The organism is Flavobacterium sp., assembly GCF_036405015.1.
Taxonomy (GTDB): Bacteria; Bacteroidota; Bacteroidia; order Flavobacteriales; family Flavobacteriaceae; genus Flavobacterium.
The window spans coordinates 1-21,677 of the sequence record NZ_DASWYK010000083.1 but is presented as its reverse complement, the minus strand read 5'-3'; the positions used below and the strand labels follow the sequence as shown (position 1 = coordinate 21,677).

The window sequence follows — 21,677 nt, the reverse complement described above, 5'->3', positions numbered from 1 at the left end:
GTAGCGGGAACAGGACTCGAACCTGTGACCTTCGGGTTATGAGCCCGACGAGCTGCCTACTGCTCTATCCCGCGATGTTTCGGGTGCAAAGATACGCCGATTTTTTAGAAATCCAACGAAAACTTTAAAAAATGTTTTATTTTCTGTATTGACTTGATATGACTACCTTTGCATCCTAAAATAGTATGCAAATGTCACATAAAGCAGGTTTTGTAAACATTATCGGAAATCCAAATGTTGGAAAATCAACATTGATGAACGCTTTCGTTGGAGAGCGATTATCAATTATTACCTCTAAAGCACAAACAACACGCCATAGAATTCTGGGAATTGTAAATGGAGAAGACTTTCAATTGGTCCTTTCTGATACTCCAGGAATCATCAAACCGGCCTACGAAATGCAGGAATCGATGATGAATTTTGTAAAATCAGCTTTTGAAGATGCTGATATTTTAATCTACATGGTCGAAATCGGTGAGCAAGATCTTAAAGACGAAGATTTCTTTAAGAAAATCATTCACGCTAAGATTCCAGTTTTATTGCTTTTAAATAAAATTGACAATTCAAACCAAGAACAATTAGAACAACAAGTTTCTTTCTGGAAAGAAAAAGTGCCAAATGCAGAGATTTTCCCAATTTCGGCTTTGCAGAATTTCAATGTACCAGAAGTGTTCGGAAGAATTATCGAATTATTGCCAGAATCTCCAGCATATTATCCAAAAGATCAATTAACAGATAAACCAGAACGTTTCTTTGTAAACGAAACGATTCGTGAAAAAATCTTATTGAATTACAGCAAAGAGATTCCGTATGCAGTTGAAATCGTAACAGAAGAATTTCACGAAGATGAAAATATTATCAGAATTCGCTCTGTGATCATGGTAGAACGTGATACACAAAAAGGAATCATTATCGGACATAAAGGTGCTGCTTTGAAAAAAGTAGGAACAGATGCTCGTGCCGATTTAGAGAAATTCTTCGGAAAACAAATTCACATTGAACTTTACGTAAAAGTGAACAAAAACTGGAGAAGCAACGCTAACATGTTGAAACGTTTCGGATATAATCAGTAAAAAGAATTTTCAGTCGCAGTTTACAGTCTCAGTCTGAAAACTGTGATTGGGACTGCGACTAAAAAATATAAAAACTTAGGTACTTAGAAACTTAGTAGCTCAGCAACTTTTTTTAACTACCTTTGCAAAAAATTTAAATAAGGCATTTTAGATTTATAATATATTGGGATTTAGTCAAAAACGAAATCTGGAATTGTAAATCTAGAATCTAAAATTCAAAAAAATGAATAATAACATTGTTGCGATAGTAGGAAGACCTAACGTAGGGAAATCGACCCTGTTTAATAGGCTGATACAAAGAAGAGAAGCTATTGTAGATTCAGTATCTGGGGTTACCCGTGATAGAAACTATGGTAAAAGCGAGTGGAACGGAAAAGAGTTTTCTGTCATTGATACAGGTGGATACGTTCGAGGGTCTGATGACGTTTTCGAAGGCGAAATTCGTAAACAGGTAGAACTTGCTATCGACGAAGCCGATGTTATTATTTTTGTGGTTGATGTTGAAGAAGGGATTACGCCAATGGATGAAACTGTTGCGAAATTGCTTCGTAAAGTAACAAAACCAGTTTTATTAGCTGTAAATAAGGTTGATAACGCAATGCGTGAGAAAGATGCAATTGAGTTTTACAACCTTGGTTTAGGTGATTATTATACTTTCGCAAGTATTTCAGGAAGTGGAACAGGAGATTTATTAGATGCTTTAATTGAAGCTTTTCCAGAAAAACCAGAGATTGAGGTTAAAGAAGATTTACCGCGTTTCGCAGTTGTAGGTCGTCCAAATGCGGGGAAATCTAGTTTTATTAATGCATTAATTGGTAAAGATCGTTATATCGTAACTGATATTGCAGGAACAACACGTGATGCAATTGATACTAAATTTGATCGTTTTGGTTTCGAATTTAACTTGGTAGATACTGCGGGAATTCGTCGTAAAGCAAAAGTAAAAGAAGATTTAGAGTTTTACTCTGTAATGCGTTCTGTTAGAGCAATCGAGCATGCAGATATTTGTATATTAGTTATCGACGCAACACGCGGATTTGAAGGTCAAGACCAAAGTATTTTTTGGTTGGCTGAGAAAAACCGTAAAGGTGTTGTAATCTTGGTAAACAAATGGGATTTGGTAGAAAAAGATACCATGTCAACTCGTGACTACGAAGAGAAAATCAAAAAAGAGTTGATGCCTTTTACAGATGTGCCGATTTTATTCGTTTCTGCTTTAACAAAACAACGTTTATTGAAAGCACTTGAAGCTACGGTTCAGGTTTTCGAAAATAGAAAACAAAGAATTCCAACTTCAAAATTCAACGAATATATGTTGAAAGTAATTGAATCTTATCCGCCGCCAGCGATGAAAGGGAAATATGTAAAAATTAAATATTGCATGCAGTTACCAACCGCAACTCCGCAATTTGTATTTTTTGCTAATTTACCTCAATACGTTAAAGAGCCTTATAAGCGATATCTGGAGAATAAAATTAGAGAGAAATGGGATTTTGCAGGAGTTCCAATCGATATTTATATTAGAGAAAAATAAAATGAAAGTCCCCGAAATCAGGGGACTTTTTTATGTCTGGTTTTTAAATAATTACAAGATTGATTTTTTATTGGCATTATATTTGAATAAATGTGAAAAACACAATTAAACCTTTTGCATTTTTTTAAGTCTTATTGTTCTAACTAACCTAATTTTATGACCAGATTTTATTCCTTTTTATTGTTTTTGTTTTTTGTTTATTCGGCAAATGCCCAAAACAATATTGTTGTTAAAGGTACTGTGATAGATATCAATACACAGCTTCCACTTGAACTTGCTACCGTTTATTTTACCACTGTAAAAGATTCTACTATGATTGAATATGCTACGACGGATAAAAACGGAAATTTTATTATCAATACTAAAAAGTTTGAGAAACCAGTTTTCCTAAAAGTAAATTATACAGGCTATCAAACTTACTTTGAAGAATTAAAAGGACTTACAGAAAGTAAAGACTTTGGAAAATTGTATATGATTGAAAATGCAAATGTTCTGAACGAAGTAATTGTAAAATCTGAAGCACCGCCAATTACTATTAAAAAAGATACTTTAGAATTTAATGCTCCTTCGTATAAGGTTCGTCCAGATGCGAATGTGGAAACTTTATTGAAGCAATTACCAGGTTTTGATGTTGATAATTCTGGAAAAATTACAGTAAATGGGCGAGAAGTCAATCAGGTTTTAGTCAACGGAAAAGCATTTTTTGATAAAGATGGTGCTATTGCCATTAAAAATCTTCCAGCAGATATTATTAAAAAAGTACAAGTTTCTGATTTTAAAACCAAAAAAGAAGAACTTGCCAAACAAGAGTCTACTTCAGATTATTCGAGTATAAATATTACCATTGACGAAAAGAAAAACAAAGGATATTTTGGTAAAGTTCTTGGCGGATATGGCTCAGACGAGCGCTACGAGAGCAGTTTGATGATGAATTTTTTCAAAAACAAACAAAAAATTAGTGTTTTGGCTTCTTCAAATAATATCAATTCAACTGGATTTTCTATGGATGAGGTTTTTGATAATATGGGTGGCGGAAGAAATGCAAGAGGTGGTAATCAAGGAGCGAGTAGTGGTGGAAAAGGAATTACACAATCTACTTTGGCCGGAATTAATTATTCTGATGATTGGACAAAAGATTTGGAGTTTATGAGCAGTTACAATTTTACAAATGCTGTAACTAAAAACGATAGTAAATCGAATCAGGTTAGTTTTTTGCCAACTGGAAATATTGTGACAGAATCTGATTCTAAAAGTAAAAATGAAAATACAGGAAATAATGCCAATTTTCAATTAGAATATAAAATCGATCCCACAATGCGTCTTGTTGTGGCTCCAAATTTAAATCAGTCTAATTCGAATAATACCAATTCTTCGTTTACTTCGTCTGTAGATCAAAACGGTGATCCTTTGAACGAAAGTACATCAACTTCTCATACAGAAGGTTCAAATACAAACTTTGCAAATAGTATCAACTTCAATAAAGTATTTGAAAAAAAATCACGAAATCTAAGTGTTGTTTTTAATAATAACAACTCTAAAAATAATTCGAACGGAATTAACATTTCTGAAACTATTTTTCATCAAGATGGAAAACCGAATGATGAAAGAAATCAAAACGCAAAAAATAATTCAAAAAGCAATTCTTACGCTTTTGATATTGAATATACTGAGCCAATTACAGATTCGCTTCGTGTACGTTTTGGGACTGATTTAAACTGGCAGAATTCAGATAACGATCAAAAAACATTTGATTTTGATGAATCAACAGATCGGTATTCTAATTTAAATACATCGTTGACAAATTTTACTTCATCGAAGCAGAATTCGATTTCTCCAAAGGTTGGAATTACATTGCAGAAGAATAAATTTACACTTAATTTGAATTCCAGAACTTCAATTGTAGAGTTTGATAACCATTCTTTGTATTTAAATCAAGCAACAGATTTGAATAAAAGATACATACTTCCTTTTGGAAATGCACAACTTCGATACAAGTTTGATCGTTCAAAAAATTTGACGTTTAAATATGACTATTCAAATGCGCTTCCGTCTGCAAACCAATTAATGCCTGTCGCAAATTTAAATAATCCGCTGAATAGTGTAATTGGAAATCCTGACTTAAATCCTGTTGAGAAAAATAGTGCAGGAATTGATTTCAAAAATTTTGATTTTAGATCACGTTCCGGTTACAGCGTTTATCTTAGAGGAGATTATTATAATAATGATATCGTTTCGACTTCTATTTATGACGATAGCGGAAAAAGAAATACGACTTATGTGAATATTTCGGGAACTTATTCGATGTCTATGGGCGGGAACTGGAATCAGCAGATTAAAAAAGATGCACATACCTTAAGATATGGTCTTCGTTTAAGCGGTAATTACAATTTTGATAAAGGATTTACCAATGCCGTTCTATACAATGCAAAATCTATCGTTGTAACACCGAGTGTTTATATGTCTTATGATTATGGAGAAGTGCTTTCGATTGCTCCGTCTTATAGTATGTCATACAACGAAACGAAATATGAAAACTTTTCAAGAGATGCAACTTCAAATGTAATTCATAGAATTAATATGCAGACCACTTCTTATTGGCCAGCCAATTTGATTTTCGGAAATGATTTTGGATACACTTATAATTCAAATATTTCAGGTGATTTTAAGAAAGATTTCTTTCTTTGGAATACAAGTTTATCTTATGGTTTCCTAGACAAAAAACTATATGCAAAAGTGAAAGTATATGATGTCTTAAATCAAAACCAAAGTGCAACTAGAACTATTTCGTCAACATCGATTCGTGATGAAGAGAATACAGTTTTAAAAAGATATGTGATGTTTTCTTTGGCTTATAAAATTGGAAATTTTGCAGATAGCAAAAAAGGAAGAAAGCAGAGAGGAGCGTAGTTCTTGAGGGACAAAGGCCCAGAGAGACAAAGGGACAAAGAATAAAAAACCGGCAAATCAATTTTGATTTGCCGGTTTTTTTATTAGAAAATCTAAAATCTAAAACTTACGATTAATTCTATGATAAACCGTAAGTCGGATAATATCACGATCGTAAAAATCTACGCCACTGGAACGTCTTTGAAAGTTCTTTAAATAACCCAATTCTACACCAATATTAGGATTAAAATGATAGCGTAAGGCTACGTAAAATCGGTTTTGATCAAAAGTATTTCTGCGATTGTCTTTTCCGTAATTGAATAAAACTTCATCAGAAATAGTTCCTTTGATACTTTGTTTTTCTTTCTCCCAAAGTGTAAACATAGATTGCAAACGATACCTAAATCGATATGCAAATGAAAAATCATTAAGAAGCCCGTTTTTATCTGCTTTTTGTATAAAACGCTCTTCTAATTGAAAACGATTATGAAAGGTAATTTTAGCAATATCATTGATAAGTGTCATGTCCTGTTGTGCACGATATTCAGGAACAGAATAATCAGGATCGACGTTAGGATTTTGAGTATTCACATTAAAATAAGCAATTCCAGCACCAAAATCCATTAACTTGGTTGCTCTATAACGAGCCTGAGATCTTATGACAAAAAGGTTTTCGTGAATGGGATTGACAAAACTTCGATTGTCAAATTCGGAATGAATAGCCCACTTTTCGCTTAAGGGAAAGATGTTGTAATACCGAATCCAGGTCAGTGTTTGCTGATCTGTTTTCTTTACATTTTGCGCCGACAAAACAAAACTAGTAAAGCTTAAAATAAATAGTAATCTCAAAATCTTCATTCAAATCCTAAATTGAAGCTGCGAATATATGTAAAGAGTAATATATGAATCACGATTGCATTTATTTTTTTCTTGTGTTTTTTTGTTGATTTTGTGATTCTTTTGAGAGGTGTTAAATAGGAGCGCAATTTTCTGAATTAAAAAACAGTAAAGTTTTTTTGTCTAAGTCTAAAAATGATTCAAGCTTTGGGATTATTTCCATTTCTAAAAAACGAACCTCTGGATTGTTTTGATTTTTGTTTTTTATATTAGCAGTTAATCGAATCTTTTTGATGACATCATTATTTTTGGAGTACAGAATATAGTAGAAACTTTTTAATTTTGATTTGGTAGAAATGTCTGAAATAGCACTCAGTTTAATCATTTTCTTTTTACCAAATGGAGTAGTTTTATAAAACATATCGTCTGTTTTATTAAAAACAAATCGTGTTCTATTTTTAATTTTCGAGAAATAGTAGATGTTAATAAATAGGAGAGAAATTAGAATAGCAGAAATGTAGATTGCTTCTTTGAAAGATAATATCAAAAATCCCAAAACTAAAAGAAATATGCCAATAGAGGCATTTAGGGTAATGTTAGGTCTTTCATACCAATAAGGATCGTATGAAATCTCAGTAGATGATGCCGTAAAATTGTAATATTGCTGCATTTAATACTTGATTTATTCTTATTAATACTAATGGATCTCCAGATAAAAAGAAGAATCATTTACTCAAAATGACAGTAAATTTCAATGTTTAAGAGCAAAATAATTGCCTTTAAAAGTTTTTATAATAACAGTTTCAGTTTTTTGTATAAAAAAACGAGATACTATTAAGTATCTCGTTACTTTAGTTTTTAGTTTTAAATTTAAGGTTATAAACTGTATTTCAATGTAATTCCGTAAGTCCTCTGATCTCCTAAAACTCCGGCATATTGTCCAGTATTTCCACCTGCTGGTAATAATTGTTCATAATAATCTTTATTTAAAAGGTTACGTCCCCAAAAGTGAACAGATAAGCCATCTGTAGCACGGAAACCTAAACGAGCATTAAATATAACATAACCCTGAACCACTAAATATTTAGAAGCAGACGGACTTGATGAAAATTCAGAGCGTGCATAAGAATCAACTGCTAAGAAAATTTTTCCTGCATTTCCAAAGAATCTTGCATTATCAGAAAGTTCGCCTCCCAAAGATCCTGCCCATCTTGAAACACCCGGAAGATCAGTTCCTGAAACATCTTTGTAAGCTACTTGAACTCCGTCAACAGTTTTTCCTGTTTCTTCTAGAGGAAGTGGTGCATTTGTAAATTTTACATATTTACCATCTGTATAAGTAGCAGCACCATTAATTGTTAAATGAGAGTTGATCACAAAACTGGCATCTAATTCAGCACCTCTCACACGTACTTTATCTGCATTTGCAAGATAGCCACGATTTACACCCAATTCGGCTGCCTGAACGTTAGTTTGAAAATCTTTAATTTCAGTATTGAAGAATGTTAAATTAAAAATTGAATTTTTGAATGGAGAGGTTTTTATTCCCGCTTCATAATGATATACTTTTTCTGGTTTAATTACAGCAAGCTCCGTTAATGGCTGACCTGCAGAATTTGTTGGAAGTCCAGCTACGTTTACACCAACTGGTTTGTAACTTTTAGCAAAAGTTCCATAAATATTGATTTTGTCAGTTGCTTTAAAATTAGCAGTAATATTTCCTGAAAAATCTGTGTTATCTGTACTCGAATCGAATGCTTGATCTGAATATACTTGTTTTTTCAAAGCAAGTAATGCTGGATCTGTTGTTTGTAAGCCTCCATAAGTAGTACGAGAATAGTGGGCATCTTTTTTGTCAAAATTATAACGTAAACCTGGTAAAATATGAAGACGATCAGTAATTGCCCAATCAATCTGACCAAATACTGCAGCACTAGAAGCTCTAATGTTTGCATCAGTTTTAATTCCGTATCCTTCAAAAAGACCTGGGGTTTTCCATAAATTGCTTGTTGAACTTTGGGCAAATCTCCATTGTGCATTTCCAGATTCTTCAGTTCCATCAGTTTGTGAAGTTTGATCAATAAAGAATACTCCTGCAACACCACTAATTTTCGAAGTAATTTGTCCTGCGTAACGAACTTCTTGTGTAATTTGTGTTTGTCTTGTTGGGTTTTGAGATTTAGCTAATACTTGTAATCCTGTAAAATCTCTATCATTTGATGGATCCCAGTTCCAGAAACGCCATGCAGTTGTAGAAGTAAGTGTTCCGCCGCCAATTTTGGTGTCAATATTTAAAGAGAAACCTCCCATATCCTGATTAGAGCGCCAAGGAGTATCATGATCGATTTTGCGGTCAAAAGCATTCAAGCTCGGAAGCTGATAGTTTAAATCGGCAATAATAGCATCAAATTGTCTGTAAGCAGCTCTTTGAGTTGGAGCGACACCAGCCACAACCTGCGCATATCCGTCTGGACGTTGTGTTGTGATATCAGCAGCAAATATTACATTAGTATTTACAGTTGGAGTCCAAAGTAATTGACCTCTAATTCCTTGATTGTTTAGTGTATTTGTAGGTCTTCCTGTTGCAACGTTATCAATTAAACCGTCGCGTTGTGTACCAGAAAAAGATATTCTACCAGCAACTTTACTGCCAAGTGCACCAGTAATAGAAGCTTTGGCTTGCAAGAAATTATAATTTCCGTAACTCACTTCAAAATCAGCACCAGAATTAAAGCTTGGTTTACGAGTAGTAATATTGAATGCTCCCGAAGTGGTGTTTTTTCCAAATAAAGAACCTTGAGGGCCACGTAAAACCTCAATCTGTTCTACATCGATAAAGTCTAAAGTAGTTGCCGCTGGACGTGCATAATAAACACCGTCTACATAAAAACCAACTCCTGGATCAATTCCGTCATTTGTCAATCCGAACGGAGAACCTAAACTTCTGATGTTGATACCAGTATTTCTTGGATTTGAAGAATATAATTGAACTGAAGGAACTAATTCTTTAATACGATTCACATTGAAAGCTCCAGTTTGTTCTGCCTGTTTTCCAGTAATTACAGAAATGGCAATTGGTACATCCTGAACTTTTTCGATTCTTCTTCTTGAAGAAACCACAACTTCAATAAGCTCGTTTTCTTCTTTAAGAGCAACCTGAATTGGATTTGCAGGAATTGCAGTTAAATCAAGTTCAGTTGTTTTATATCCAACATACTGAATTAAAAGAGTTAGTGGTAATCTCCCTTCAGAGTCTATTACGAATTTACCGCTATTGTCTGTAACAGCGCTATGAGTTGTTCCTTTAATTACTACGTTTACAGCTTCTAAAGGTATGTTTTCACTTGTTGTAACTACACCTTCAATGTTTTGAGCGAATGAAATAGAGAAAGTTAAAAAGAATAATATTGTAAAGATATTTTGTATTGATGTTTTCATTTTTATATTAAGTATATGTGATTAGTAGAATTTAAAATTAAATTTTTTTTACCAACACATACACATCATAAATGAAGTGGTATTCACAGTTGTGAATTTATAATTATAGTTTTTTTGCAAAAGATTTTTTCCACCTGATTTACTAGAATGTACTTTCATGAGTTAAAATTTTGTAAATGATTAGTTAATTATTTTTGGCAAATATATAATTAATTCTATCGATTTACTAGACTTTAGGAAATATTTTTTTATTTCTTCACTAATGAAGCGATTGTGATACCTTCCATGGCCTTCAAAGTTTTGTCTCTAATAAGCATTAAACCGTGACGTAGACTGCATTCAGACTCGGTTTTACAATCAGAGCAAGGCTCGTAAAAATTTAAGGAAGCGCATGGCAAAAGTGCAATTGCACCGTCAAATAATCGGTGAATTTCTGCCAAAGTGATGTCATTTTTGGATTTAATTAGATAATATCCGCCAAATTTTCCCTGCTTACTACTCACAAAACGTCCTCGTTTTAGATCTAAAAGAATCTGCTCTAAAAACTTTTTAGGAATGTTGGCGCCATCAGCAATTTCTACTGTTCTAGAAATGTGATTTTCGTCTTGTTCTGCTAAATAAAGTAAGGCCTTAAGGGCGTATTTTGCTTTATGTGATAACATCTATTAATAAATTGTAAAGTGTAAATGTATGATTTTTTAATATTGAAACCTAAACTTGAAAGCTGAAACAAAGAAAATTAGAAGCAAAATAAATTACCAGCTTCCTCCGGAACCACCTCCAGAGAATCCGCCGCCTCCAAAACCACCGCCGAAGCCTCCGCCGCCAGATGATCCGCCTCCGAAACCTCCAAATCCGCCGCCACCGCCGCTTCTTCCAAGATTACTAAGAATTATAACATCTAGAAGACTTGGTCCGCCGCCGTTATTGCCCGAATTACCACCGCCTTTTTTATTTCGTGAAAGTAGAATTAGAATAATTACGACAATTACAATAAATGGCAATATTGGAAAGTCTTGTCCTTTATTTTGTTTGCGTTCGCCTTTGTATTTTCCTCTAAAAACATCAAAAAGAGCATCGGCTCCTTTGTCAAGTCCATTGTAATAACTTCCTTTTTTAAATTCTGGAATGATAATATTTCGAGTAATTTCTCCACCTATACCAGCAGTTAATCGGTCTTCAAGTCCGTAACCTGGAGAAATCCAGATTCTTCTTTCGGCTTTAGCCAATAAAATTAAAACTCCGTTATCTTCCTTAGCTTGTCCGATTCCCCATTCTTGCGCCCATTTTGGAGTAAGAATACCAATATCTTCTCCCTTTAAGCTTTCGATAGTAATAACAACAATTTGAGTAGAGGTAGAATCAGAATAACGAATTAATTTTTCTTCTAATTGAGATTTCTCTGTAGAACTTAAAACGTTTGCATAATCGTAAATAGAAGTCTGAAAGCTTGGTTTTTTAGGAATCTCAAATTGCGCAAAAGTAGTATTGCTGATAAAAAATGAGATAAACAAAAGAGTAATCTGAAAAATTCTAGTGGTATTTGGGATTTTATTTTTGAATTTTTTCATTATTTATCCTTTTGAGATTTCGTTAGATAATTCGTTGATATCATCTTCCTGAGATGGGAAATATTTTTTAAGTTGTTCTCCGGCATTTAAAATACCATCGACGATACCCTGTTTAAAATTTCCGGATTTAAAATGATTGGTCATTACATCTTTGGTACAATCCCAAAAATCATTTGCAACAAGGTCATTGATTCCTTTATCGCCACAAATCACGAAGTTTTTGTCTTCAACTGCAAAATAGAGTAAAACACCATTTTGCAATTTAGTTTCATCCATTCGTAAATCATGAAAAACTTCTAAAGCTCTATCATAATGAGCTTTAGAAGTTGTTTTTTCTATATGAACTCTAATTTCGCCAGAAGTATTATTTTCGGCCATACGAATAGCTTCAACAATTTCCTGCTCTTCTTCTTTGGTTAAAAAATCTTCTACTTTTGACATGGAAATGATTTTAGAGTTTTGATTGTAGATTTTAGATTACTGTTTAGAATTTTACTTCAACAGGTTTATCTGCTCCAGTAGATGCTTCAAAGTATGGTTTTTCTTTGTATTCGCTCAAGAACCAGTTGTTTGGAATTTTTAAAACATAACCATTGTAAACTTGTACAGCTTCGTTAAAACGAGTTCTAGCAGTCAAAATTTGGTTTTCAGTACTAGCTAATTCATCCTGTAACTTTAAGAAATTTTCATTTGTTTTTAAAGTTGGATATTGCTCAACAGAAACCAATAATCTTGATAATGATGAAGATACACCACTTTGAGCTTGATTAAATGCTGCTAATTGTTCTGGTGTAACGTTGCTTGGATCAATAGTTACAGAAGTCGCTTTTGCACGAGCTTCGATTACTGCTGTTAAAGTTCCTTTTTCAAAATCAGCGGCACCTTTTACAGTGTTTACTAAATTCCCGATAAGATCATTACGTCTTTGGTAAGCCGTTTGAACATTTCCCCATTCTTTATTTACAGCTTGGCTGTGTTGCAAAGCAGTATTTTTAATACCAATCGACCAAAATGCGATGATAGCAATAAGTGCTATAATAATTCCTACAGGGATTAACCACTTTTTCATATTTGTTTTGATTTAAGTTTATTTCTAGTTTTAATTACAATTCGTTTTTGATGTCGTTCAATTGCGTTTTTATCGACTCTAATTTACGTATTATTTCGAATTTATCTAACGTTTTCTTCTGACCTTCTTTTAAGTGTATTTTGGCTCCTTCAAGTGTAAAACCTCTTTCTTTTACTAAATGGTAAATTAATTGCAGGTTGGTAATATCTTCAGGCGTGAACATTCTGTTTCCTTTCGCATTTTTTTTAGGTTTTAGAATATCAAATTCGCTGTCCCAAAAGCGTATTAAAGAAGCATTGACATTAAAAGCTTTGGCAACTTCGCCAATACTGTAATATCTTTTGTCTTTAGAAAGTTCAATATGCATGGATTCGTTTTTTTCTATTTTACTTCAAAAATACTATTTTTTCGGAATATTAATCTAATGATTGGTTTTCTTGGTTGGCCATTTGTGAAATTGCCACATATTCTGCAGCCGAAATATTTCCGTAATAAAAATTCAAAGGATTTACAACTTTACCATCTTTATGAACTTCATAATGACAGTGTGGTCCTTCAGATCTTCCTGTACTTCCAACAAAGCCAATCACATCTCCTCGTTTGACATGTTGTCCTGGTTTACAATTATACTTGCTTAAATGAGCGTATAAACTTTCATAACCAAAACCATGCCTGATCACAATATGATTCCCATATCCAGAAGCAGTATTGTCAGCTCTCGCTACAACGCCATCTCCAGTTGCATAGATTGGAGCACCTGTATTTGCTGTGAAATCCATACCATTATGCATTTTTCTCACTTTCGTGAAAGGATCAATACGATATCCAAAACCTGACGCGACACGTTTTAAATTTTCATTTCGAACTGGCTGAATGGCAGGAATTGCTAACAATAAATTTTCTTTAGCTCCAGCCAATTTTAAAATGTCATCTAAAGATTTGGATTGAATGGCCAATTGTTTAGAAAGCTTATCGATTCTTTTTGTGGTGTTTAATACCAACTGCGAATTATTATAGCCTTCTAAGGCTTTATATCTTTCGGGATTTCTAAAACCTGCTTTTCTAATAGAATCTGGAATTTCAGTTTTATTAAAATAAATTCTGTAGATGTTGTTGTCTCGTTCTTCTAGTGCGTCTGCAACTTCATCAATTTCGTCCAGTTTTTTGTTCAAAATAGAATATTGAAGTTTTAGATTTTCAATTTCACGTGCTTGTAAACGATCTTTTGGGGTTTCGAAATAAGGAGTATTAATTAATAGTACAAAAACTAAAAATCCAAATAGTGCCGAGGCTAATAAAAACAGTAATGCGTAACCAATTTTTATTCTTTTTCTGGTTTTTATTTTCGTATAAGCCAGATTTTCTGAGTCGTAATAATATTTTACTTTCGCCATATTTTAAAATACGCTATTTTTGCAGCTTGTAAAATAACTTAGACGAACAATAGTATTAAATGTTTCGGTCGTTTGGGACTTTTTTACAAGAACAAAATAATTTGATAATTTGGGGAGAATTACATAAATTATATAATGCGCAAAATAGCGAATTTATTGTTGTAAAACATAAGTTTTTAAGCTCTGATTTTAAAAATTAACGCATTAGTAATTGGAAATGATTGCTAATTATCACATTATCAAATTGACACATTAAACAGACACATTTTCTAATTAAAAGATGAAATCACAAGACGTACGTAAACAATTTTTAGATTTTTTTGAGAGTAAAGGACATACTATTGTCCCATCAGCTCCTATTGTCCTTAAAGATGACCCAACTCTAATGTTCAATAACTCTGGAATGGCCCAGTTTAAAGAATTTTTCTTAGGGAACGGAACTCCAAAAAGTCCAAGAATAGCCGATACGCAAAAATGTCTTCGTGTTTCAGGAAAACACAATGATCTTGAAGAGGTAGGTATCGATACTTATCACCATACCATGTTCGAAATGTTAGGAAACTGGTCTTTTGGTGATTATTTCAAAAAAGAAGCAATTAATTGGGCTTGGGAGTTATTGACTGAGGTTTATAAAATTCCAAAAGAAAACCTTTATGTTTCTGTTTTTGAAGGAAGTAAAGAAGATAACGTTCCGTTTGACCAAGAAGCTTGGGATATCTGGAAAACTTTAATCGATGAAGACCGAATTATTCTTGGAAATAAAAAAGACAATTTCTGGGAAATGGGAGATCAAGGACCATGCGGACCTTGTTCTGAAATTCACGTTGATTTACGTTCTGCAGAAGAAAAAGCTTTAGTTTCTGGAAAAAGTTTAGTGAATAATGATCACCCACAAGTAGTTGAAATCTGGAATAATGTATTTATGGAATTCAACCGTAAAGCGGATGGTTCTCTAGAAAAACTTCCAGCACAACACGTTGATACCGGAATGGGATTTGAGCGTTTGTGTATGGCATTACAAGGAAAAACATCAAACTATGATACAGATGTTTTCATGCCATTAATTAGAGAAATCGAAACAATTACTGGAGCAAAATATACTGTTAAAGCATCAAACGAAGCAGAAGAAAAAGTAAATATTGCAATTCGTGTTGTAGCAGATCACGTTCGTGCGGTAGCTTTTGCTATAGCAGATGGTCAGTTGCCTTCTAACACTGGAGCTGGATATGTAATTCGTAGAATTTTACGTCGCGCTATTCGTTACGGATTTACTTTCTTAGGAACTAAAGAACCATTTATTTTCAAATTGGTTGAAACTCTAAGTGAGCAAATGGGAGATTCTTTCCCAGAAATCAGAACACAAAAAGCACTTTGTTCAAATGTAATTCGTGAAGAAGAAAACTCTTTCCTTAAAACATTAGATCAAGGATTGATTCTTTTAGATGCTGTAATTTTAAACAATACTGGCGATACAATCGATGGTAAAAAAGCTTTCGAATTGTATGATACATACGGATTCCCAATCGATTTAACGGCTTTGATTCTTTCAGAAAAAGGATTGAAGTTAGATGAGGAAGGATTTAAAGAACAATTACAATTACAAAAAGAAAGATCTCGTGCAGCATCAAAAGTAACTGCTGGAGACTGGAATGTAATTATTGAAGACGATGTTCAGGAATTTGTTGGTTATGACAGATTGTCTCACCAAGTGAAAATCACTAAATACCGTAGAGTTGAAAGTGCAAAAGACGGGGAGATTTTCCAATTGGTTTTCAATGCAACTCCATTTTACGGAGAAAGCGGAGGACAAACTGGAGATAAAGGATACTTAGAAGCACAAAACGGTGATATCGTTTATATTATTGATACTAAAAAAGAAAATAATCAAACGGTACATTTAGCAAAATCGTTACCAGAAAATCTTACTGGAACTTTTAATGCTGTTGTTGATGCCAACCAAAGAGCTAAAACTTCGTCTAACCACTCGGCTACTCACTTGTTGCACCAAGGTTTACGTAAGATTTTAGGAACTCATATTGAGCAAAAAGGTTCGATGGTTAGAAATGCATCTTTACGTTTTGACTTTTCTCATTTTGCTAAAGTTACAGATGAAGAATTAGTAGAAGTTGAAAACTTTGTAAATGCAAGAATTCGTGAGAGTTTGCCATTAATTGAGAAAAGAGCAATTCCAAAAGAACAAGCTCTTGAAGATGGTGCAATTGCTTTGTTTGGAGAGAAATATGGAGATTTAGTTCGTACGATTAAATTCGGAGATTCTGTCGAGTTATGTGGAGGAACACACGTTGCGAATACATCTGATATCTGGCATTTTAAAATTGTTTCTGAGGGAGCAGTTGCAGCTGGAATCAGAAGGATTGAAGCAATTACAAGTGAAGCTGCAAAAGAATATTTTGAGTCACAAGCTGTTTCTTTAGCTGAAATTAAAGAAGCTCTTAAAAATGCTCAAGATCCTGTAAAATCGATTTTAGCTTTACAAGACGAGAATGCTCAATTGAAAAAACAATTGGAAGCTTTATTAAAAGATAAAGCTAAAAATATGAAAGCTGATTTAGCTAAAGAATTACAAGAAATCAATGGAGTTCGATTCTTGGCTAAACAGGTAGATTTAAATCCAGAAGGAGCAAAAGATTTGGCTTACGAGCTAGGTAATGCTTATAACGATTTATTTATTGTTTTAGCTACAGCTCATGAAGGAAAACCAATGTTAACATGCTATGTTTCTAAAGAAATTGTAGCAAGCAAAAACTTAAACGCTGGACAAGTAGTTCGTGAATTAGGAAAATACATCCAAGGTGGAGGAGGAGGACAGCCTTTCTTCGCAACTGCAGGAGGTAAGAATGTTGATGGAATTGCTGAGGCGCTTTCAAAAGCAATTGAGTTTGTTAAATAAAAATTCTAAGTGTGCTAAGGTTCTAAGCTGCTAAGTTTTTATAATTCAAAAGTAAACCCGACAGATTTTTTAATCTGTTGGGTTTTTATTTTTCCTCATTTTATGTCATTTCGACGAAGGAGAAATCTCCGCAAGTAACTCCATAACTAAAAGCCAATCTTTGTAGAGTTTCTTACGGAGATTTCTCCTTCGTCGAAATGACAAAATAGTACTTTTAAAGTAATTCAAACAATAAACCCGACAGGTTTTTAAAACCTGTCGGGTTTATTTATAATTAAAGAAAGTTAAGATTAATCATTTAAATCCTTTAATCTGTGGCAAAAAAAACTTAGCAGCTTAGAACCTTAGCGTCTTAGTTCCTTAAAAAGTTATTTTCGTTCCCCAATCTGCTGGCGCCACATAGCATAATACAATCCTTTCTCTACGATCAAGTCATCATGTTTACCTTGTTCGATGATTTTACCTTGTTCCAGAACGAATATTTTATCAGCATGCATTACGGTTGACAAACGGTGCGCAATTAAAACTGTAATTCTGTTTTTATCAGATATATTTCTAATAGTATCGTTGATTTCTTCTTCTGTAATAGAATCTAAAGCAGAAGTTGCTTCATCAAAAATCAATAAATTCGGATTTCTTAAGATTGCTCTGGCAATAGACAAACGTTGTTTTTCGCCGCCTGAAACTTTAATTCCGCCTTCACCGATTGTAGTGTTTAGGCCATCTTCGGCACGTCTTAGAAGTTTATCACAGCTTGCACGTTTTAGCGCGTCGTATAAATCTTCGTCGGAAGCATTTGGTTTTACAAATAACAAGTTTTCGCGAATGGTTCCTGAGAATAACTGAGCATCTTGTGTTACAAAACCAAGCTGTTTTCTTAAATCTAATAAATCAACATCTGTAGAGTCAATGTCGTTGTATAAAACCTGACCTTCAGCGGGAGTATACAATCCGACTAATAATTTTACTAAAGTTGTTTTTCCAGATCCAGACGGACCAACAAAGGCAACGGTTTGTCCTTGTTTGATTTCGAAATTAATATTTTCAACTGCTTTAAACTTTGCTGTTTTATGCTGAAAACTAACATTCTCGAAAAGTAGTTTCTGAATTGCACCAATATGTTTAGGACTTTTTGGACGAAATTCTTTTGGAGCATTCAATAAATTTTTGAAATTTTCCATAGAAACTTTCGTTTCATTCAGGGCAATAATAAAGTTTCCTAATTCTTGTAAAGGACCAAAAATGAAGAAAGTAAAAAATACCATCGTCAACAAATCACCAACAATAATTTTTCCTCCGAATAAGAAATAATAAAGCGCAAAAACAACGCAAGTTCTCAAAAAGTGAACGGTTGTTCCCTGGATGAAACTCAAACTTCTAATAAAACGAATTTTCTCCAATTCTAATTGAAGAATTTTAAAGGTATTTAAGTTTAAACGCTTCTCTTCTTGATACGTTAAACCAAGACTTTTTACTAATTCGATATTTCGTAAACTTTCTGTTGTCGAACCCGCAAGTGCATTGGTTTGATTAACGATTTTTCTAGAAACGATTTTGATTTTCTTTCCTAAATACAAACTCACTAAAGCGATAATTGGAGCTGTAACTAAAAAGATAATAGAAATCCTAAAATCGATTCTTGCCACATAAACAATTACAAAAATGAAACCGATAATGGTTTGGAAAATTAGTGAAATAGAAAGTGTAATTAATTTTTCAGAATCAATTCTAACTTTAGTCAATTTGCTCAATGTTTCACCACTACGCTGATCTTCAAATTCTGCATATGGAAGATCGAGTGATTTTTTGATTCCGTCCGTATACATTTGTGCTCCGGTACGTTGAATGACTACATTCGTAAAATAATCCTGAAAGTTTTTGGTAATTCTAGAAATCATGGCTGCTCCAAGCGAAAGTCCCAACCAGAAAGACAAAGATTTAATAAAACCGATTTCGTTTCCTTTGTATTTTGACAGTCCAACCCCGCAATCCTGCATTAGTTTTCCTGTAATTACTGAGTCTGATAAACTGAAACAAATGTTGATAGAAGCCATTATCAAAGCAAAAAATAGAAGCATTTTATGTTTGATGATGTAAGTATATAATAATTTCATAAGTGATTTAAAAAAAATGGAAGATGCAAAAGTAAGGAATTGTTTTAGTTTGTGATTATGTTTTTTGTTATTAAAAATGTAATTTTTTAACGCTGTTAAGTTCCTGTAAAAGTTGATGTTTTTTTGTTTTTCTAAAAAGGATATTTTTTAAGATTTAGGTATAAAAAAAGAAAATTATTTATTAATGTGGAATGCCGTAAGGTTTTCGTTTTTGCTTATGTTACGTTTGCAGCAGTAATAAATTTAACAACAAAAACAAAATGAAAAAATTTTTATGCCTTTTAGGTGCGTTAGCCTTATCTCTTAACTCTTGTTCAAGTGATGATAGCAGCTCTGACGGAGAGTCATCAACAAATGCTTTACCAACAAAAATTACGCTGACAACTGTTGAAAACGGAAAGTCAGGATCTCTTGATTACACTTTTTCTTATGACGGAAACAAATTGAAACAAATTTCACTTTCTGATGCTTCAAAATACGTTTACACTTACACTGGAGATGTTATCACTAAAGTAGAATATTTTAGATCAAGTGTTTTAATTTCTACTGACGTTTACGCATACGAGAATAACAAACTTGTTTCAAAAATAACTACACAAGCGTTTAGTTCTACATACCAAGATAAATTGACATTTGTATACAACTCGAACGGAACAGTCAATGTAAATCAATCGCAAATAATCGACAGACAGGAAGTTAAATACGATACTACCACTCTTTACACATTTGCAAATGGTAATATCGTTTCTGCTGAATATCATGATGGTTTAAAAGAAAAAACAACCAATACATTTGACAATAAAAAAAGCCCTTTTGTTAATATTACAGGTTTAAAACTTTTACTAGATTTAGCTCAAGTTGACAGTGATGATTACCAATTTGATTTTCATTCTGCAAATAATGCATTGACTAGCGTAACAGTAAATTATGACGCTGACGGAAAAGCTGTTCAAACTTCATCGGTAGAATATAAAACGAAATACAATTCTAATAATTTTGTGAGCGAAGTATTTTCTGGAGACGCAAATGATTCTTTCAAAATTCAAATTACTTATTAATAAACTTCTACCAAAAAAAAATCCCCAATTAGCGAAAGTTGATTGGGGATTTTTTTTGTTTAGATTTTACCTTTTTTAGAAGACCATTTTACAGATCCATTGTAAATTAATTGAAGATCTCCGTCATCTTGTAACTGTAATGTTGCGCCAGGATATCCAGAAGTATCAGATGTCCAGGTTATTTGTTCAGGAGCAGCAAAACCAAAAGCATGTCCTTTGATGACCAGATTTCCGTCTGATTGTAAATAACAAGAGGCACGATTACTGTAATTAGATTTTCCCTTTTCCCAAATTATAGTATCATTAGTTAGATTTTTAATAGATAGTATTCCCGAATTAAATTGCAAAACAAATAAGCCATTTGATGATTTGATAGCTTGTGGCCACGGTATATAATCTATTCTTTCCCCTGATTTTATGACCGATTTTATAGGATAAGGATACCATTTATTAATAAATGTAATATCGGTCATGGATAAGTCACTCATTTCGTTTATACCAACTCCATTGGTTGTAAGAGATGGAGCAACATAATAATGCATAATAGAAAGAGAGTCGTATTGACTGTAATTGGTCGATTCAGGGCTTTTTATAACAAATTGATCCACTTCATCTTTGGACCAACCGTTTAATTCACCGTAGTATTGATATACTTTTGGTAAGTCCCATTTTATAGTTGATGCGGGACTTGCATTTTCATGAATAAGACCCAATGCATGTCCAAATTCATGTAAAATGGTTCTTCTTATTGAGGCTTCATTTGAAGAGGTTAAAGGGCCTAAACGCATTGACTGTTCTTCAGTATTTCCGTAAGCGGATTTCATTCCTAAAACAGACCAAGCTCCATAATTTCCAACATTAAAACCAATTCTAATATCTGCATATTCTTTTGTAGTAACATATTCAAACTTTAGATTGGCATATTTTGTCCATTCAGCGGCAATTTTTTTTACTTTTTCCTGAGTAGCAGCGTCTCCATCTAAAAATTTAATTTTAATGGTCTGACCAGTTTGCCATCTCGGCCAATTGATAATTGCAGCATTTGGTTTTGTGGTAGGATCAGATTTTAAATCAATATAATTAAAACTGCAAGAGTTAATTTCATTATCAGAGATTTGATTTTCTTCATTATTGCATGAAAAAAATAATAAAAACAGAAAAGGAATTAAAAAAACATAAATTCTTTGCATGTTCATTTTTTTGAAAGAAAAGTCAAAGTTAAAACAAGAAGAAACATCTTTCTAAAACATAACTTAAGTATGTCTTATAGTATTACAATTATAACTTTTAGTGGAAAATAAATCTTGAGATAAAAGCTTCATTTTGTAGATTATTTATTTTAATAAACATGAAAAATTACTTGTTGTTTTCCTTGTCAATTGTTTCTTTTCTTTTGCTTTCTTGTTCTAATGAAGGATATGGATATAATGAAAATGTTGTTTTGCCGAAAATATTAAAAACGATTTATCCAGATTATCCGGAGAGAAATTACACAACAAATATTGAATACAATGCAAATAAGATCGTTACAGTAAGCAATAAATTTCAAAGGATTGAATATAATTATAATGAAAATCGAATTGTAAGTGAAATCGAATACAACATCGAAAACCAAAAGAAAATAAAGTATTCGGAAACTTTTTATGAATACGAAAATGAAAGTTTAAAGACTGTATGGCAAACAGTAAACGAAGAGAAAAAAAGATGGGTTTATAGTAAAAATGCAGATGGCTCAATTACAAAGGAAACGTATACTTATGATACTGAAAACAAAAAAGAACAGAAAAATCCA

At 32.9% G+C, this 21,677-nt stretch carries 17 protein-coding genes and 1 tRNA gene; 6 read left to right on the top strand and 12 right to left on the bottom strand.

Features of this window, described 5'->3' with window-relative positions:
- Position 1 precedes the first annotated feature (1 nt).
- Positions 2-74, bottom strand: a tRNA-Met gene (locus VGE71_RS06850).
- A gap of 117 nt (positions 75-191) precedes the next feature.
- Between VGE71_RS06850 and era the strand changes: the two genes are divergently transcribed.
- The 3 genes from era (at position 192) to VGE71_RS06835 (ending at position 5,514) form a co-directional block, all read left to right on the top strand.
- Positions 192-1,073 (top strand): GTPase Era, encoded by an 882-nt coding sequence (era, locus tag VGE71_RS06845; RefSeq protein WP_144215214.1) that lies wholly within the window; start codon positions 192-194, stop codon positions 1,071-1,073.
- 223 nt (positions 1,074-1,296) lie between these two features.
- Entirely contained in the window at positions 1,297-2,607 is a 1,311-nt protein-coding gene (der, locus tag VGE71_RS06840; RefSeq protein ID WP_331137655.1) for a ribosome biogenesis GTPase Der, read from the top strand.
- 156 nt (positions 2,608-2,763) lie between these two features.
- On the top strand, positions 2,764-5,514 hold the full coding sequence (locus VGE71_RS06835) for an outer membrane beta-barrel protein (RefSeq protein WP_331137654.1): 2,751 nt from the start codon (positions 2,764-2,766) through the stop codon (positions 5,512-5,514).
- A 99-nt stretch (positions 5,515-5,613) separates the two neighbouring features.
- On the opposite strand, the gene VGE71_RS06830 is transcribed toward VGE71_RS06835, so the two are convergent.
- From VGE71_RS06830 to VGE71_RS06790, 9 genes are all read right to left on the bottom strand, one after another.
- Positions 5,614-6,351, bottom strand: coding sequence for a DUF2490 domain-containing protein (locus VGE71_RS06830; RefSeq protein ID WP_331137653.1), 738 nt, complete (start codon positions 6,349-6,351; stop codon positions 5,614-5,616).
- A 112-nt stretch (positions 6,352-6,463) separates the two neighbouring features.
- Positions 6,464-7,000, bottom strand: a complete 537-nt coding sequence (locus VGE71_RS06825) for a hypothetical protein (protein WP_331137652.1) — start codon at positions 6,998-7,000, stop codon at positions 6,464-6,466.
- A gap of 206 nt (positions 7,001-7,206) precedes the next feature.
- Positions 7,207-9,768 (bottom strand): TonB-dependent receptor, encoded by a 2,562-nt coding sequence (locus VGE71_RS06820; RefSeq protein ID WP_331137651.1) that lies wholly within the window; start codon positions 9,766-9,768, stop codon positions 7,207-7,209.
- Positions 9,769-10,016: 248 nt separating this feature from the next.
- Positions 10,017-10,430, bottom strand: a complete 414-nt coding sequence (locus VGE71_RS06815; RefSeq protein WP_012023964.1) for an RrF2 family transcriptional regulator — start codon at positions 10,428-10,430, stop codon at positions 10,017-10,019.
- Between the two features lie 93 nt (positions 10,431-10,523).
- Complete coding sequence (locus tag VGE71_RS06810; RefSeq protein WP_331137650.1) at positions 10,524-11,339, bottom strand: TPM domain-containing protein; 816 nt, start codon at positions 11,337-11,339, stop codon at positions 10,524-10,526.
- Positions 11,340-11,342: 3 nt separating this feature from the next.
- The gene (locus tag VGE71_RS06805) at positions 11,343-11,780 is read right to left on the bottom strand and encodes a TPM domain-containing protein (RefSeq protein WP_331137649.1); all 438 of its coding nucleotides are present in this window, start codon (positions 11,778-11,780) and stop codon (positions 11,343-11,345) included.
- A gap of 43 nt (positions 11,781-11,823) precedes the next feature.
- Positions 11,824-12,408, bottom strand: coding sequence for a LemA family protein (locus VGE71_RS06800; protein ID WP_144215207.1), 585 nt, complete (start codon positions 12,406-12,408; stop codon positions 11,824-11,826).
- Between the two features lie 34 nt (positions 12,409-12,442).
- On the bottom strand, positions 12,443-12,775 hold the full coding sequence (locus VGE71_RS06795; protein WP_091492704.1) for a MerR family transcriptional regulator: 333 nt from the start codon (positions 12,773-12,775) through the stop codon (positions 12,443-12,445).
- A gap of 49 nt (positions 12,776-12,824) precedes the next feature.
- Entirely contained in the window at positions 12,825-13,802 is a 978-nt protein-coding gene (locus VGE71_RS06790; protein WP_331137648.1) for a peptidoglycan DD-metalloendopeptidase family protein, read from the bottom strand.
- Between the two features lie 280 nt (positions 13,803-14,082).
- Between VGE71_RS06790 and alaS the strand changes: the two genes are divergently transcribed.
- The gene (gene alaS, locus VGE71_RS06785; protein WP_331137647.1) at positions 14,083-16,713 is read left to right on the top strand and encodes an alanine--tRNA ligase; all 2,631 of its coding nucleotides are present in this window, start codon (positions 14,083-14,085) and stop codon (positions 16,711-16,713) included.
- Between the two features lie 368 nt (positions 16,714-17,081).
- Here the strand turns inward: alaS and VGE71_RS06780 are convergent, their stop codons facing one another.
- Entirely contained in the window at positions 17,082-18,827 is a 1,746-nt protein-coding gene (locus VGE71_RS06780; RefSeq protein WP_331137646.1) for an ABC transporter ATP-binding protein, read from the bottom strand.
- A gap of 260 nt (positions 18,828-19,087) precedes the next feature.
- Between VGE71_RS06780 and VGE71_RS06775 the strand changes: the two genes are divergently transcribed.
- Positions 19,088-19,885 (top strand): hypothetical protein, encoded by a 798-nt coding sequence (locus tag VGE71_RS06775; protein WP_331137645.1) that lies wholly within the window; start codon positions 19,088-19,090, stop codon positions 19,883-19,885.
- 59 nt (positions 19,886-19,944) lie between these two features.
- On the opposite strand, the gene VGE71_RS06770 is transcribed toward VGE71_RS06775, so the two are convergent.
- A complete protein-coding gene (locus VGE71_RS06770; RefSeq protein ID WP_331137644.1) occupies positions 19,945-21,075 on the bottom strand; it encodes a matrixin family metalloprotease in 1,131 nt (376 codons plus the stop codon).
- A 158-nt stretch (positions 21,076-21,233) separates the two neighbouring features.
- Between VGE71_RS06770 and VGE71_RS06765 the strand changes: the two genes are divergently transcribed.
- Positions 21,234-21,677 (top strand): hypothetical protein (locus tag VGE71_RS06765; RefSeq protein WP_331137643.1); only part of this gene is annotated, 444 nt, incomplete at its 3' end.